Source organism: Paracoccus binzhouensis (genome assembly GCF_016446475.1).
Lineage (GTDB): Bacteria > Pseudomonadota > Alphaproteobacteria > Rhodobacterales > Rhodobacteraceae > Paracoccus > Paracoccus binzhouensis.
Window position 1 is genome coordinate 1 of sequence record NZ_JAEHFP010000027.1, and the last position, 15730, is coordinate 15730.

General features: G+C 68.1%; 15 protein-coding genes. 8 read left to right on the forward strand and 7 right to left on the reverse strand.

The window, feature by feature from the left end; translation table 11 throughout:
- From I9P22_RS08690 to I9P22_RS08700, 3 genes are all read left to right on the forward strand, one after another.
- A partial coding sequence (locus I9P22_RS08690) for an iron chelate uptake ABC transporter family permease subunit (protein ID WP_199259125.1) occupies positions 1-378 on the forward strand: 378 nt, incomplete at its 5' end.
- Positions 375-1142, forward strand: coding sequence for an ABC transporter ATP-binding protein (locus I9P22_RS08695; RefSeq protein ID WP_199259126.1), 768 nt, complete (start codon positions 375-377; stop codon positions 1140-1142). The genes I9P22_RS08690 and I9P22_RS08695, both read left to right, overlap by 4 nt.
- Before the next feature lie 20 nt (positions 1143-1162).
- Positions 1163-2863, forward strand: coding sequence for an ABC transporter ATP-binding protein (locus I9P22_RS08700; RefSeq protein ID WP_199259127.1), 1701 nt, complete (start codon positions 1163-1165; stop codon positions 2861-2863).
- A 90-nt stretch (positions 2864-2953) separates the two neighbouring features.
- Here I9P22_RS08700 and I9P22_RS08705 read toward each other — a convergent pair whose 3' ends face one another.
- Positions 2954-3172 (reverse strand): helix-turn-helix domain-containing protein, encoded by a 219-nt coding sequence (locus I9P22_RS08705; protein ID WP_199259128.1) that lies wholly within the window; start codon positions 3170-3172, stop codon positions 2954-2956.
- Between the two features lie 417 nt (positions 3173-3589).
- On the opposite strand from I9P22_RS08705, the gene I9P22_RS08710 reads away from it, so the two are divergent.
- The 3 genes from I9P22_RS08710 to I9P22_RS08720 are packed head-to-tail and all read left to right on the forward strand — an operon-like array spanning position 3590 to position 6191.
- Entirely contained in the window at positions 3590-4399 is an 810-nt protein-coding gene (locus tag I9P22_RS08710) for an ABC transporter ATP-binding protein (RefSeq protein ID WP_199259129.1), read from the forward strand.
- Positions 4396-5175: an ABC transporter permease gene (locus tag I9P22_RS08715; RefSeq protein WP_199259130.1), complete on the forward strand. Its 780-nt coding sequence runs from the start codon at positions 4396-4398 to the stop codon at positions 5173-5175. The genes I9P22_RS08710 and I9P22_RS08715 overlap by 4 nt, the downstream gene beginning before the upstream one ends.
- 14 nt (positions 5176-5189) lie before the next feature.
- Entirely contained in the window at positions 5190-6191 is a 1002-nt protein-coding gene (locus I9P22_RS08720; RefSeq protein WP_199259131.1) for an ABC transporter substrate-binding protein, read from the forward strand.
- A 48-nt stretch (positions 6192-6239) separates the two neighbouring features.
- Here the strand turns inward: I9P22_RS08720 and I9P22_RS08725 are convergent, their stop codons facing one another.
- A complete protein-coding gene (locus tag I9P22_RS08725; RefSeq protein ID WP_199259132.1) occupies positions 6240-7172 on the reverse strand; it encodes a LysR family transcriptional regulator in 933 nt (310 codons plus the stop codon).
- Positions 7173-7278: 106 nt separating this feature from the next.
- On the opposite strand from I9P22_RS08725, the gene I9P22_RS08730 reads away from it, so the two are divergent.
- The gene (locus tag I9P22_RS08730; RefSeq protein WP_199259133.1) at positions 7279-8466 is read left to right on the forward strand and encodes a CaiB/BaiF CoA transferase family protein; all 1188 of its coding nucleotides are present in this window, start codon (positions 7279-7281) and stop codon (positions 8464-8466) included.
- Position 8467: 1 nt separating this feature from the next.
- Positions 8468-9421 carry a hydroxymethylglutaryl-CoA lyase gene (locus tag I9P22_RS08735; RefSeq protein ID WP_199259134.1) on the forward strand — a complete coding sequence of 318 codons (954 nt, stop codon included), beginning with the start codon at positions 8468-8470 and terminating at the stop codon, positions 9419-9421.
- 272 nt (positions 9422-9693) lie between these two features.
- Here I9P22_RS08735 and I9P22_RS08740 read toward each other — a convergent pair whose 3' ends face one another.
- Genes I9P22_RS08740 through I9P22_RS08760 form a run of 5 tightly spaced genes read right to left on the reverse strand, consistent with a single transcriptional unit; the run spans position 9694 to position 15705 of the window.
- A complete protein-coding gene (locus tag I9P22_RS08740) occupies positions 9694-10833 on the reverse strand; it encodes an alpha-hydroxy acid oxidase (RefSeq protein ID WP_199259135.1) in 1140 nt (379 codons plus the stop codon).
- Positions 10834-10845: 12 nt separating this feature from the next.
- The gene (locus tag I9P22_RS08745; RefSeq protein WP_199259136.1) at positions 10846-11736 is read right to left on the reverse strand and encodes a dihydrodipicolinate synthase family protein; all 891 of its coding nucleotides are present in this window, start codon (positions 11734-11736) and stop codon (positions 10846-10848) included.
- A gap of 17 nt (positions 11737-11753) precedes the next feature.
- Entirely contained in the window at positions 11754-13517 is a 1764-nt protein-coding gene (locus I9P22_RS08750; protein WP_199259137.1) for an ABC transporter permease subunit, read from the reverse strand.
- Positions 13517-14599, reverse strand: coding sequence for an ABC transporter ATP-binding protein (locus I9P22_RS08755; protein ID WP_199259138.1), 1083 nt, complete (start codon positions 14597-14599; stop codon positions 13517-13519). Before I9P22_RS08755 ends, I9P22_RS08750 begins: the two co-directional genes overlap by 1 nt.
- A 23-nt stretch (positions 14600-14622) precedes the next feature.
- Entirely contained in the window at positions 14623-15705 is a 1083-nt protein-coding gene (locus tag I9P22_RS08760) for an ABC transporter substrate-binding protein (protein ID WP_199259139.1), read from the reverse strand.
- Positions 15706-15730: the final 25 nt, after the last annotated feature.

A 15730-nucleotide genomic window follows, 5' to 3' on the forward strand; every position in this document is an offset into this window, starting at 1 on the left:
GCGCTGCTCGGCGCGGCGCGCTGGCTCGAGATCCTGCCGCTGGGGGCCGAGGTCGGCCGCGCGCTCGGCCTGCCGCTGGCGCAGGTGCGGCTGGGGCTGGTCCTGCTGGCGGGGCTGGCCACCGGGGCGGCGACGATGCTGGTCGGCCCGGTCAGCTTCGTCGGGCTGATGGCCCCGCACCTGGCGCGCAGCCTGGGCCTGGCCCGCGCCGTGCCCTTCTGCGCCGGCAGCTGGCTGCTGGGGGCGCTCCTGATGCTGCTTGCCGCCTTCGGGGCGCGCACCGCCAGCTATCCCTATGACCTGCCGCTGGGCCTGTTCGCCACGCTGATCGGCACGCCCTGGCTGTTCGTCCTGCTGATGAAAAGGACCGCCGCATGACGCTTTTCACGCTTTCGGGCGTCACCTATGACGTGCCGGGCCGCCGGCTGATCGAGGGGCTGGACCTGCAGATCCGCCCCGGCATGGTCACCGCCCTGATCGGGCGCAACGGCTCGGGCAAGTCGACGCTTCTGAAGCTGATCTCGGGGCAGAACCGGCCCTCGGCCGGGCGCATCGCCTATGCCGGCCGCGACCTGGCGGACTGGTCGCCGCGCGACCTGGCCCGCGACCTGGCCTATCTGCCGCAGGTCACGCCGCCGGCCGAGGGGATGCGGGTCGAGGAGCTGGTGGCGCTTGGCCGCTTCCCCTGGCGCGGCGCGCTGGGCCGCTTCCGCCCCGAGGATCACGCCGCCGTCGATGCCGCCATCGCCCGCTGCCATGTCGGCCATCTGCGCCATCGCCTGGTCGACACCCTGTCGGGGGGCGAGCGCCAGCGCAGCTGGATCGCCATGATGCTGGCGCAGGGCGCGCGCACGCTGCTGCTGGACGAGCCGATCTCGGCGCTGGACGTGGCCCATCAGGTCGAGGTGCTGGACCTGGTGCATGGCATGTGCCGCGACGAGGGGCTGTCGGCCGTCGTCGTGCTGCACGACCTGAACATGGCCGCGCGCTATTGCGACCATGTGGTGGCGCTGGGGGCGGGCCGGCTGCTTCTGGACGGGCCCATCGGCGCGCTGATGACGCCCAGGGCGCTGCTGGACATCTACGGCCTGGCCATGCATGTCGCTGCCCATGAGGGCCATGCCTTCGCCCTGCCGCGCTAGAACCCCGGAAGGATCACCGAATGCTGCGCAAGTTCCTGGCCTATTACAAACCGCACAGGCGCCTGTTCTGGCTGGATTTCGGCTCGGCCGTGCTGTCGGGGCTGCTGGAGCTGTCCTTTCCGCTGGCGATCACCCTGTTCATCGACCACCTGCTGCCGCTGGGCGACTGGTCGCTGACCATCGCCGCCGCCATCGGCCTGCTGGCGGTCTATGCCTTCAACACCCTGCTGATGGGCATCGTGATCTATTGGGGCCACATGCTGGGCATCGAGATCGAGACCGAGATGCGCGCCCGCGCATTCAGCCACCTGACCCGGCTGTCCTGGCGCTGGTATGACCGCGCCCGCACCGGCAAGCTGGTCGCCCGCGTCACCCGCGACCTCGAGGAGATAGGCGAGGTCGCCCATCACGGCCCCGAAGACCTGTTCATCGCCGTGATGACCTTCGTCGGGGCGCTGGTGCTGATGATCGCGCTGCATCCCACGCTGGCACTGGTGACGGCGGCGATCGTGCCGCTGACCGTCTGGCTGGTGGTGGTCTACGGCACCCGGATGACCAATACCTGGCGCCAGATCTATGCCCGGGTCGGCAATTTCAACGTCCGCCTGGAAGAGGCGATCGGCGGCATCCGCGTCGTGCAGGCCTTCGCCAACGAAGCGCATGAGGCACGGCTGTTCGAGCATGACAACCGCGCCTATCGCGCCACCAAGCTGGACGCCTACCGGATCATGGCGCTGTCCTCTGCCATCCATTACATGGGCCTGCGCTTCGTGCAGGTCGTGGTCATGGTCGCCGGCGCCGGCTTCGTGCTGCAGGGCAGCCTGACCACCGGCGGTTTCGTGGGCTTCGTGCTGCTGGTCGGCGTGTTCTTCCGGCCGCTGGAGAAGATCGCCGCGGTGATCGAGACCTATCCGCGCGGCATCGCCGGCTTCCGCCGCTACCTGGAGTTGCTGGAGACCGAGCCCGAGATCGCCGACGGCCCCGAGGCCGTTCCGGCGCCGCCGCTGGCGGGGCGGATCGCCTTCGAGAACGTCTGCTTCGGCTATGACCCGGCGCGGCCGGTGCTGCGCGGCATCTCGCTGGAGGTGCAGGCGGGCGAGACCGTGGCCTTCGTCGGTCCCTCGGGCGCGGGCAAGACCACGCTGCTGGCGCTGGTGCCGCGCTTCTACGAGCCCGATTCCGGGCGCATCCGCATCGACGGGCTGCCGCTGGACCGCATGACGCTGGACAGCCTGCGCGGCCAGATCGGCATCGTCAGCCAGGATGTGTTCCTGTTCGGCACCACCCTGCGCGAGAACATCGCCTATGGCCGGCTGGGCGCCAGCGACGACGAGATCATGGCCGCCGCCGAGAAGGCCCAGCTTGGCCCGCTGATCGCCGGCCTGCCCGAGGGGCTGGACACGCTGGTCGGCGAACGCGGGGTGATGCTGTCGGGCGGGCAGAAGCAGCGCGTCGCCATCGCCCGGGCCTTCCTGAAGAACCCGCCCATCCTGATCCTGGACGAGGCGACCTCGGCGCTGGACCGCGAGACCGAGCGCGAGATCCAGGCGGCGCTGGAGGCGCTTTCGGCCGGGCGCACCACCCTGGTCATCGCGCATCGGCTGGCCACGATCCGGGGCGCCGACCGCATCGTGGTGATGGAGGGCGGCCGCATATGCGAAGCCGGCGACCATCACGGGCTGCTGTCGCAAGGCGGGCTTTACACGCGGCTGGCGGGCTGACCTTCCGGTAGCTGCCCCGCCCCGTCCCGCCAAGGCGCCCGGCGGCGCGCGATTGCGGGGGCGATGCCGGTCGGGGCCGGTCAGGGCCGGTCAGGGGCACCCGTCCGGCCTGACCAGATCCACATGGCTGACGCCAAGCGCCTGCGCCAGTTCGTGCAGCGTGATGATGGTCGGGTTCCGCCGCCCTTGTTCCAGCCCGCTGAGATACTGCTGGCTGAAGCCGGAACGGGCCGCGACCTCTTCCTGGGTCAGGCCCTTTTCCCGACGCAGGCGTGCAAAATTCCGGCCGACCAATGCGCGCATGTCCATGCGCGGCAACATCGCGGTTTACATATTATAAGTTTATCAACTATAGTATGTTTCGTTGCTCCGGTATCGGGTTCCCTGGTCAAAGGCCCGGGGGAGGTGGCCGGCGACGATCACCGCCCCCGAGTGCTGCCGCGCCGGAACCGCAACCCGGCCGCCGATCCGACCATGACCCCGGCTCCGGCCCCGATCCTGGGGCGGCGCCTGCAGCGCTGCCTGCCCGCCCGTGCGGGTCCTGGCCGGTGTTGGGACGCTTCTTTCCAGAAATTAGAACAAAACCTATGAAATTATATAATTGTGAGCATGGTTTGGCTTGGATACCGTGTGGGGAACCGCCTGAGGAGGCTTGCGGCGGGGCAATATTCGGTCACCGTGCAGCGGCGCCGGGCGGCCGGTCGCGGGGGCGGTTGGGGAGGATGAATGCAGCACGCGGTGCGTCTGGACAATGTCGACATCAGTTTCGGAGCGGCGGGCAAGCCCCTGTTCCGTGCGGTCGCGGGCGCCGATCTGGGCGTTGCGACGGGGGAGTTCGTGGCCATCGTCGGGCCGACCGGCTCGGGCAAGTCGACCTTGCTGAACGCCGCCGCCGGCCTGCTGAAGCCCTCGGCCGGGACCGTCGAGATCCAGGGCCGGCCGCTGGAGGGGCTGAACCGCAAGGCGGGCTACCTGTTCCAGGCCGATGCGCTGATGCCGTGGAAGACCGCGCGCGACAATGTGGCCATCGCGCTGGAGATCGCGGGCCGGCCGCGGCGCGAGGCGCTGGAACGGGCCGAAGACTGGCTCGGGAAGGTCGGGCTGAAGGGGTTCGGGCACCGCTATCCGCACATGCTTTCCGGCGGGCAGCGCAAGCGCGTGGCCATGGCGCAGGTGCTGATCCGCGACCCGGAGATCCTGCTGATGGACGAGCCCTTCGGCCCGCTGGACGCGCAGACGCGGCTGATCATGGGCGACCTGCTGCTGGACCTGTGGCAGCAGGACCGCAAGGCGGTGATGTTCGTGACCCATGATCTCGAGGAAGCCATCGCGCTGGCGGACCGGGTGGTCATCATGTCGACGGGGCCGGAGGCCAGGCTGATCGGGGATTTCACCATCCCGCTGGCGCGGCCGCGGGACGTGTCCGAGATCAAGCTGTCGGCCGAGTTCCAGGAGCTGCACCGCGACATCTGGCACCTGCTGAAGGAGCAGGTGCTCAAGGCCTATGGCAACCAGAACCGGGAGGAGCGGGCATGAACAGAGCCGTCCTGACGACCCTGCAGGTCCTTGTGGCGGTCATCGCCGTCCTGCTGTGGTGGGTGATCACCCAGACCGCGATCCTGGGCGATCCGGCGCGGATCCGGTTCTTCTTCTCGACCCCCGCCGACGTGTTCCGGCAGATCCTCGCCTGGTTCGAGAGTGGCGAGATCTGGCGGCACCTGTGGATCACGCTGGTCGAGGCGGCGCTGGCCTTCGTCATCGGCGCGGTGGCGGCGATGATCGCCGGTTTCTGGCTGGCGCGCCGGCCGAAGCTGGCGGCGGTGTTCGATCCCTATGTCAAGGCCGCCAACGCCCTGCCGCGGGTGGTGCTGGCGCCGATCTTCACGCTGTGGTTCGGGCTGGGCATCTGGTCCAAGGTGGCGCTGGGGTTCACGCTGGTCTTCTTCATCGTGTTCTTCAACGTCTACCAGGGCGTGAAGGAGGTGAACCGCACCGTGCTGCAGAACGCCCGGATGCTGGGCATGTCCGAGCGGCAGCTGCTGCGCCATGTCTACCTGCCCTCGGCGCTGAGCTGGGTGTTCTCCTCGCTGCATGTCTCGATCGGCTTTGCGGTGGTCGGCGCGGTGGTGGGGGAATACCTGGGCTCGGCGGCCGGGCTCGGCTACCTGATCGCGCAGGCCGAGGGCATGTTCGACATCGCCGGGGTGTTCGCGGGGATGTTCGTGCTGTCGGCCTTCGTGCTGCTGATCGACTGGGGGGTGACGCTGGTGGAACGGAAGCTGCTGGTCTGGCAGCCCGACGACAATCATTGAAGGGAGGAGCAAAGATGACGATGCTCAGGACTATCCTTGCGGCGGCTCTGGTGGCGGGGGCGACGCCCGCGGCGGCCGAAACCGTCAAGATCGCCATCGGCGGATCGAGCTGCATCTGCTACATGCCGGTGGTGCTGGCCGAACAGCTGGGCCTTTACGAAAAGCACGGCGTCGATGTCGAGCTGGTGGATTTCAAGGGCGGCTCGGCGGCGCTGAAGGCGGTGATCGGCGGCAGCGCCGACGTGGTCTCGGGCTATTACGAGCACACGATCACGCTGGCGGCCAAGCAGCAGGAGCTGTCCTCCTTCGTGCTGATGGGGCGGCTGCCCGGCATCGCCGTGGCCGTGGCGCCCGGCAAGGCCGGCGAGGTCAAGACGATCAAGGACCTTGCCGGCAAGACGGTCGGGGTCAGCGCGCCGGGCTCCTCGACCGATTTCTTCCTGAAATACATGCTGTCGCAGAACGGGCTGGCGCCGGATGCGGCCTCGGTCGTGGGCGTGGGCGTCGGCGCGACCGCGGTCGCGGCGCTGGAGCAGGGCCGCATCGACGCGGTGGTCACGCCCGACCCGGCCATCACCCAGCTGCAGCACCGCCATGCCGATCTGCCGGTGCTGGTCGACACCCGCAAGGCGGCGGATACCCATGCCCTGTTCGGCGCCGACTATCCCGGCGCGGCGCTTTACACCCGCACGGAATGGCTCGACCAGCATCCCGAAGAAGCCCAGGGGCTGGCCGCGGCCATCGTCGAGACGCTGCAATACATCCACGCGACCCCCGCCGAGGAGATCGCGGCGAAGATGCCGCCCAACCTGGTCGGCGCCGACCCGAAGGTCTATGTCGAATCGCTGAACAACAGCATGGAAATGCTGTCGGAAACCGGGCTGGTGGATGCGAGGGGCGCCGAAGCGGTGCAGGCGATGCTGAGCTTCAACCTGCCCGAGGTCGCCGGCGCCAGGATCGACCTGGGCAAGACCTATACCAACGCCTATGTCGAAAAGCTCTCGGCGCAGCAATGAGCCGGTGAAACCGATCCGAAAGCCCCGTCCGCCCGGACGGGGCTTTCGTCATTCCGCCTCGATCAGCCTTGCCGGCCAGATGCCGTTCCGGACGGCGCGGACGATCAGGTCGCGGATCAGGCCGCGGATGGTTTCCAGCGCGATGGTCGGCGGCCGGTCGGTCTGCTCGCACAGGTAAAGCGTCCTCGTCAGCGTCGGCGAGACGATCGGCCGCCAGTGCAGACGGCCGGAGCGGATCTCCTCGCCCATGAACAGCGTCGTGCCGATGGTGCAGCCCAGCCCCTCGCGCACCGCGCCCGAGATCGCATGGACCGAGTTCATCTGCAGCTGGCTGGTCGCGTAGATCTGTTCGAGCGTCTTGTGATGGTCCAGCAGCGCCCGCGCCGCCATGCCCTGGCGCAGCATGATGATCTTGAAGCCCAGCAGCTCCGCGACCGTGACCGGCCCGGATCCGCTGCCGATGACCTCGGGCTTGCCGATCAGCACCAGGTCCTCCTCGAGGATCGGCGTGGCCTTGAAAGTGCTGGTCAGCGGCGGGTTGTAGGCCAGCCCCAGATCGGCATCGGCCGAGGACAGGTGCAGCAGGGTGGTGCTGGACAGGCTTTCGATGATGTTGAGCTGCAGGTTCGGGTAATCCTCGACCACGGCCCGGGCCAGCTGGACGCCGATGGCCTGGATGGCGGAATAGGCCAGCGCCAGCGAGATCTCGCCCGAGACATCGTCGCGGAAGGTGGACAGGTCCCGCTTGGCTACCTCGACGGTCTTCAGGATCGACCGGGCATGCAGGCAGAGCCGCTCGCCCGCCGCCGTGGCCTCGAGGCCGCGCGCCTTGCGGATGAACAGCGGCGCGCCGATCTCGGCCTCGAGATTGGAAAGGTGATAGCTCAGCGCCGAGACGGCGACCCGCTCGGCATCCGCGGCCGCCGACAGGCTCCTGTTGTCGTAGATGCTGCAGAAATACCGCAATTGCTTCAGGTCCAAGGCCGCCTCGCACGCATGCTAATTTTTAGAACATATCTGTAAGTATTATATAATTGCAAGAATGATCGGGCAATCCTATCCTTCGGCCATGGAAATGGGAGGCCGCATGACAGCCGAGTTCAAGCCCCTTGCGGGGATCCGCGTCGTCGAGATGAGCCATATGGTGATGGGGCCGAGCTGCGGCATGTTCCTGGCCTTCCTGGGCGCCGAGGTGGTCAAGGTCGAGCCGCCCGGCGGCGACCGGACGCGGCAGCTGACCGGCATGGGCAGCGCCTTCTTCCCGCTGTTCAACCGCCGCAAGAAATCCGTGGTCCTGGACGGCCGCAGCCCGGCCGGCAGGAAGGCGCTGGACCGGCTGCTGGCCTCGGCCGACGTGTTCATCGACAATTTCAAGGACAGCACCCTGCAGGGGATGGGGCTGGATGCCGAGACCCTGCAGGAACGCTTTCCGCAGCTGATCTGCGCCAGCCACAAGGGGTTCCTGTCGGGCCCCTACGAGCGGCGGACGGCGCTGGACGAGGTGGTGCAGATGATGTCGGGCCTGGCCTACATGACCGGCCCCAAGGGCCGGCCGCTGCGCGTCGGCACCTCGGCCAACGACATCATGGGCGGGCTGTTCGGCGCCTTCGCCGTCATCGCGGCGCTGTTCGAGCGCGGCCGCACCGGCGCGGGGCGGACCATCCGCGTCGGCCTGTTCGAGAACTGCCTGCTGCTGGTCTCGCAGCACATGGTGCAGTTCGAGCTCGAGGGCAGGGATCCCGAGCCGATGCCCGAGCGGGCCTTCAGCTGGCCGATCTATGACGTCTTCGCCGATGCCGAGGGCGGCCAGGTCTTCATCGGCGCGGTCAGCGACGGCCATTGGACCCGGCTTTGCGCCCATCTCGGCCTCGACGACCTGCTGCAGCATCCCGCGCTGCAGGACCGGATGGCCCGCATCGGCGCCCGCTCCTGGGTGGTGCCGCTGGTGGCGGCGGCGGTGGGCCGGCGCCGCATGGCCGAGCTTCTGCCGGCGCTGGAGGAGATGGAGATCCCCTTCGCGCCGGTGGCCAGGCCCTCGGACCTGTTCCGCGACCCGCATGTCATGCGGCAGGGCGGGCTGGCCTTGTCGCAGACCGCGGACGGCCGGAGCTTCCGGGCGCCGGCCCTGCCGATCGAGGTGGACGGCGCCGCGCTGGCCGGCGGGGGCGACGTGGACGGCATCGGCGGGCACAATGCCGAGGTTCTTGGCGGCCTCGGCCTGACGCCCGAGGAAATCGCCGCGGCCGCCAGCGCCCCCTCGGGCGAGGCGGCGTGACATGACCGGCCCGGCATCCGCATCGGACAGGCAGGTCGCGGTGACCGAGGTCTCGCCGCGCGACGGCCTGCAATCCGAGCAGGCCTTCGTCCCGACCGAGGACAAGATCCGGCTGGTCGAAGGCCTGATCGCCGCCGGCATCTGCTCGGTCGAGCTGACATCCTTCGTCTCGCCGCGCGCCGTGCCGCAGATGCGTGACGCGGCCGAGCTGGTGCGGCATTTCCGCGGCCGGCCCGGCATCCGCTTCAGCGCCCTGGTGCCGAACCCGCGCGGCGCCGAGGCCGCCATCGCGGCGGGGATCGACGCCGTGGTGATGTTCGCCTCGGCCTCGGAAAGCCACAACCGGAAGAACCTCAACCGCTCGCGCGCCGATTCAATGGCCGGGTTCCAGAAAATCGCAAGAAGCGCAGAAGGGGCCGGGGTCGCGCTGCATGGCGCCATCGCCACGGCCTTCGGCTGTCCCTTCGAGGGTGACGTGCCCATAGGCCAACTGGTCGATCAGGCCATGCGGTATCGCGACATCGGTATCGCGCGGATTACCCTGGGGGACACCACCGGCATGGCGACGCCGGGCAACGTGCTGCCGGCGCTCGACGCCTTGCGCAAGGCGGTCCCCGAGGTCGCAATCGCGCTGCATTTCCACAATACGCGCGGCGTCGGGCTTGCCTGCGCCTATGCCGGCCTGCTGCACGGAATCCGCGATTTCGAGGCCAGCGTGGGCGGAATCGGCGGCTGTCCCTTCGTTCCGCGCGCGACCGGCAATATCGCCACGGAGGATTTCGTCTACATGTGCGAGGAATCCGGTTACCCGACCGGGATCGACCTTGCCAGGCTGATCGAGGCCGCCGGCACCGCCGAGCGGATCCTGGGCAGGGAATTGCCCGGCCAGGTCATGAAGGCCGGCCTGCGCCTGGCGCTTGCCGGCAGCGACACCGTCAGAACGGCAACAGGCTGAGACAGAAGACAAGGGCTTGGCCCGGCCTGTTGGCCGGAATGCGGGGTTGCGGATGCGGGACGAGAAGAATGCGATCCGCCTGGCCAATGACAGCGAATACGGCCTTTTGGCATGGCATCGGCGGAGGGGGCCTGTCCGCTAGCAGCCGGAGGGCTGGAGCAAGGGCTGCGGTGCCTGGGAAAGCTGTCCTCCGCGACGGGCTGACCTGTCCCTCCAGTTGGAAGGGAAGGGATGTCCGCGCGTTCGTTTTGCCGTCTCCGGCTTGGCCGGGTTCAGGTCTCGAAGGGGCAAGGATCGGCAGGCGTCTGCGCGCCAAGAAAGCCCATCGCCGTTCGCATTTCCGAAAGGACGATCGCCAGCAGCGCCGCGGCGCCGGCCTCGCCCCCGGCGGCAAGGCCCCATAGCGGTGCACGGCCCAACTGGACGGCGGTGGCGCCGAGGGCAAGGTATTTCAGCACGTCCGAGCCGCGCCGGACGCCGCTGTCGGCCAGCAGCTCGGGAACCGCGCCGGGATCGGCGGCGATGCGGGGCAGGGCCTCGGCGGTGGTCGGCAGGGCGTCGAAATTGCGCCCGCCATGGGTCGAGACCACGATGGCATCGGCGCCCTCGGCCTTGGCGCGCATGGCATCCTCGGGGGACAGCACGCCCTTCAGGATGATCCGGCCCCGCCAGCCGTCGCGCAGCGCGCGAAAATCCTGCCATGTCAGTGCCGGGTCCAGGCGCAGTTCCTCGGCCATCACGGGCGACAGCAGGCCGGCGCGAAACTCGGGCGGATAGTGGCCATAGCTGGGCATCCCCCGGCGCAGGCCCGGCCGCAGGATCACCGTCCACAGCCAGCGCGGATGGCACAGCATGTCGGCGACATTGCCGGGCGTGGGCCGGAACGGCACGCCGAAGCCGTTGCGCTGGTTGTATTCGCGCTTGGGCGGCATCTGCGTGTCCACGGTCAGCACCAGCGTGTCGCAATCGCAAGCCGCGACCCGGCGCAGCAGCTCGGCCGTGCGGGCGCGGTCCTTCCAGACGTAAAGCTGGAACCACAGCTCGGCCTCGGGGGCGCCGCGGCGGATGGCCTCGATCGGCTCGACCGATTGCGTCGAGACGGTGAAGGGGATGCCGAAGCGGCTGGCGGCGCGGGCGAGTTTCGTCTCGCCCCGATCCGCCACCATGCCGGCCAGCGCGGTCGGCGCGATGACCAGCGGGGTTGGGCGGCGGCGGCCCAGCAGGGTGGTTTCCAGCGAGGCCGGGCAGTCGCCGTTCAGGATGCGCGGCCGAAGCCGGACCCCGTCCAGCGAGGCGCGGATGCGAGAGAGCGCAACCTCGTCCTCGGTGCCGCGGTCGATATAGTCGAACAGCCCCTTGGGCAGGCGCTGCCGCGCGGCCGCGCGGAAATCGTCCGTGTTCAGCAGCGCCATCCCCGGCGATCCCTATGCGGCCAGCAGCTTTTCGACCTCGGCCCGCAGGCGGGCCGAGCGTTCGGGCTGGCAGGCATCCAGCGGCATCAGCACCTTTTGCGCGTCGATGCCGAACAGATCCAGCACCGATTTCATCGGGCCGGGATTGGTTTCGCCGAAAGCCGCGTTCATCATCGGCAGGGCCTGGCGGTGCAGGGCCAGCGCGCCGGCCAGGTCGCCCGCCGCCAGCATGTCGTGCATCCTGACCCAGAAGGCCGGCAGCATCGAGGCGGTGACGATGATCCCGCCCTTCGCGCCCGCGGCCATCTGCAGCGGGAACAGCGAATCCTCGCCGCTGAGGATGGCGAAGTCCTCGCCCACCCCGGCCGCGACCTGCAGGAAGTGATACATGTCGGTGTTGCAGGCCTTCATGCCGATGATGTTGGGGTGCCGCGACAGCTCATGCGTGACCTCGGGCGGGATGGCGATGCGGGTGCGATAGGGGATCTCGTAGAGCAGCACCGGCACCGGCGAGGCATCGGCATAGCGCATGAAGTAATCGCGCAGACCCGTCGGCGTCGGGTTGGTGTAATAGGGCGTCAGCACCAGCAGGCAATCGGCGCCGGCTGCGGCGTAATCCTTGCCCGCCTTGATGGCGTCGTAATAGCCGGCATCCAGCACCCCGGCCATGACGGTCTGCCCATCCTGGCTGCGTTCGGCGCAGACGGCCACGGCATCGACCCGCGTCGCATGTGGCAATGCGCCGTATTCGCCGGTGCCGCCGATGGGCAGCACGCCCGTGCAGCCGCCGGCATGGACGTGATCGACGAGTTTCGCCATGTCGCCGCGCGCCAGGCTGTCGTCGCCGTTCACAAGGGTCGGCAGGGCGGGGATGATCCCGCGAAGGTCTTTCGAAGTCAGCATTGTCTATCCGTTCAAGTTTATTTCTGGCGACGATTGAGCAGTCCGACCGCGACGATCAGCACCGTCACGAACAGGAACAGGCAGGTCGAGACCGCGGCCAGCAGCGGCGAGATCGACAGCGACACCTCGTCCCAAAGCTGCTTGGGCAGGGTCGCGGACATGCCGCCCGAGGTGAAAAGCGCGATGGTCAGCTCGTCGAAGCTGATGGTGAAGGCGAAAAGGAAGGCCGAGAGCATGCCCGCGCCGATGATCGGCAGCGTGACCAGCCGCAGGGTGCGGATCGGCGTCGCACCCAGGCTTTGCGCGGCCAGGTCCAGCCGGGTGTCGTAGTTGCGCAGCACCGACATGACCGTCAGCACCACATAGGGAACGGCGATGACCGTGTGGCCGATGATCAGGCCCAGATTGGTGCCGACCAGCCCGATCCTGGCATAAAGGTAGAACAGCCCGACCGACAGGATCATGTTCGGCATCACCACCGGCATCAGGGTAAAGGCCAGAAGCGCCGTCTTTCCCCGCATCCTGCCGCGCACCATCAGGAAGGCGACGGGCGTGCCGATCAGCAGCGCCAGGACCGCGGTGCTGAAGCCGACGACCAGCGAGCGGGTCAGCGCGTTCATCCAGATCGGCGAGCTGAAGATCTGCTGATACCATTTCAGGGTAAAGCCCTGCGGTGGCCAGTTCAGCCCGCTTTCCGCGAAGGACAGCGGTATCATCAGCAGCACCGGCAGCGTCATCACCACCAGCAGCACGATAACGAAGCCCAGCAGCGGGCGCGGGGCGCCTTCGCGCGCGCGGCGCCGCGGGAACAGTCCGATGATCGCGTCCGAGGCATGGCCCAGGCCGGTCAGAATCGCGTCACCGATGCGCGAGAAGATCCCCTTGCGGCCGGGCCGGCCTTTCCTGGCCGAGGATTCGCCGGTCATGGTCGAAAGCCCGACGGCGCGGTCGTAGAGCACGAAGACCAGCAGCACGACCGCCAGCAGCAGCACGGCGACGGCGCTGGCAAAGCCCCAGTTCATGGTCTGGATGATCTGCTCGATGATGATCTGGGTGATCATCGTCTCGCGACGGCCGCCAAGCAGGGCCGGGAAGATGAAGAAGCCGATGGCGGTGACGAAGACCATCAGCGCCCCCGAGGTCACGCCGGGAAAGGACAGCGGGAAGTAGATCTTCCAGAAGGCCATGCCGGGCTTGGCGCCCAGGGTCGAGGCGGCGCGGGTCAGGTTGCGGTCGATGTTCTCCATCACCGACAGCATGGTCAGCACCGCCAGCGGCAAGAGCGCGTGGACCATGCCGATGACCACGGCCGAGAAATTGTACATCAGCGCGATGGGCGCGTCGGTGATGCCCAGCGTCTGCAACAGCTTGTTCACGACGCCGTTGCGGCCCAGAAGGATGATCCAGGCGAAGGCGCGCACCAGGAAGGATGTCCAGAAGGACAGCAGGATCCAGAACAGGATCCGGCCCTTTTTCGCTTTCGGCAGGATCGAGATCAGATAGGCCACCGGATAGCCGGCGATGACGGCAAAGATCGTGGTCACGACCGAGATCTTCAGCGTCAGCATCATCACCGTCAGATAGACCGGCGTGCCAAGCAGGCGCTGGTAGTTTTCCAGCGAGAAGCTGCCGCCTTTCTGGAAGGACAGCAGGAAAAGCTGCGCCGAGGGGTAGATCAGGAAGGTCACCAGCAGCAGCACCATCGGCGCCGCCATCAGCATCTGCCTGCTCCTGCGGCTCATCGGCCTGCGGGTCGCGGCCGGGGCGGGGATGGCGCTCATCAGGCGGCCTCGTCGGCGGGGATGGCGACGGCATCGCGCGGATCGAAGCTCAGGCGATAGTCGCGGCCGGGCTCGGGGGCATGGGCGCTCATCGCGGTGGCGCGGGTGGCGATCAGCGGTTCGGAGCCGAGCGCCGGCGCGTCGAGGAAGAACTTGGTGCTGGCGCCGGTCACGCTCCAGCTGCGCAGCCTGGCATTCAGCCCCTCGCCGGGCGTGTCCTCAAGGCGGATGTTCTGCGGCCGCAGCATGACCTTGACCGCCGCGCCATGGCCCAGCGGCCGGGGCAGGGTGACGCGGATCTCGCTGGCATCGCCCAGCCGCACCACGCCTTCGCCGTCCGTGCCCGAGACGAGGCGGCCTTCCAGCAGGTTCGCCTCGCCCAGGAAATCGGCGACGAACAGCGATTGCGGACGGAAATACAGGTCGGCCGGGCTGCCCAGTTGCGCGATCCTGCCGCCGTTCATCAGGCAGATCCGGTCCGACATGGTCATCGCCTCTTCCTGGTCGTGGGTGACATAGACGATGGTGCCGCCGATCTCCTCGTGGATGCGCAGGATCTCGAACTGCATCTGGTCGCGCAGCTTCTTGTCCAGCGCGCCCAGGGGCTCGTCCATCAGGATGACCGAGGGGCGATAGATGGTGCAGCGCGCAAGTGCCACGCGCTGCTGCTGCCCGCCGGACAGCTCCTTGGGGAAACGGTCCGCGATATGGGGCAGGCGGACCATGTCCAGCGCCTCCTGCACCAGCCGCCTGATCTCGGATGCCGGCGTGCCGCGCATCTTCAGCGGAAAGGCGATGTTCTCGGCGATGGTCATGTGCGGGAACAGCGCATAGTTCTGGAACATCATGCCGATGTCGCGCTGATAGGGCGCGGCATGGGTCACGTCCCGGTCGTTCATCAGGATGCGCCCGCTGTCGGCCTCGGCCAGCCCGGCGATCAGGCTCAGCAGCGTGGTCTTGCCCGAGCCGGAGGGCCCGAGCAGCGTCAGGAACTCGCCCTTCTCGACCTTCAGGTCGGTCGGTGCCAGGGCGACGAAGTCGCCATAGACCTTGCCCAGGCCCTGCGTTTCCAAAGTGCTCATGTCGCGATCCGTTTCCCCGGGGCCTAGCCGATGAACCAGCTGTTGAAGCGCTCGATCACCGGGTCGGCGTTCTCCAGCCAATAGGCGGCGTCGATCTGCAAGCCGGTCTCGATATTGGCCGGATAGGTCGGGCAATTCCTGGCCACCTCCGCCGGGATGGTCTCGAAGGCCGCCGGCTGGACGATGCCGGCCGGGAAGAACTTGACCAGCTGCGCCATGCGCGCCGGGTCCGAGGCGAACTTGATCAGCTCGCGGCAGGCGTCGGCATTGGGCGTGCCCTTCAGGATCGACCAGCCGTCGCAGCCCCAGATGTTCTGGTTCCAGACGATCTCGACCGGAGCGCCGGCCGCCTGTGCCGATTGCGCGCGCGACACCCAGGTCGAAAGCAGGTCGACCTCGCCCGAGATCAGCAGCTGTTCGGCCTGCGCGCCGCTGGTCCACCAGACATCGGTTGCCCCCTTCGCCTTGTCCAGCCGGGCGAAGGCGCGGTCCAGGTCCAGCGGATAGACCTGGTCCGCCGGCACGCCGTCGGCCATCAGCGCCTGTTCCAGCGTGTCGTAGGGGTGGCGGCGCAGGGCGCGGCGGCCGGGGAACTTTTCGGGGTCGAACAGGTCGGCCCACGACTTGGGCGCCTCGCGCCCCTCGAAGGCGTCGCGGCGATAGGCCAGCACGGTGGTATAGACATTGGTGCCGACCTGGTATTCGTTGCGGAAATGCGCCGGGATCGACTGGATCACCGCTTCGGCATCCAGTCCGATGGGCTCAAGATACTTGGTCTCGCCCGTGGTCAGTTGCAGCACCGCCGGGACCGAGATCTTGCCCATGTCCCAGGTATAGGTCTCGGTTTCCACCATCGAGCGGATCTGCGCGGTCGGCTCGGCCTGGGCCTGGGCGGGCACGACCTCGATCCCGGTCGCCTCGGTGAAGGGACGGTAGAAGATCTCGGTATAGGCCTGGGTATAGATGCCGCCGTCGTCGCGCACCACGATGCGGGTGGACTGGGCGCGCGCACCCGAGGGGCGCCAGATCGCCGGCGCGGCCAGCCCTGCGGCCGCCCCCAGCAGAAGGGTCCGACGCTTGATCGTCGGCATGGTGGGTTTCGTCATGTCACGTCTCTCCTGTTGGTTGGTC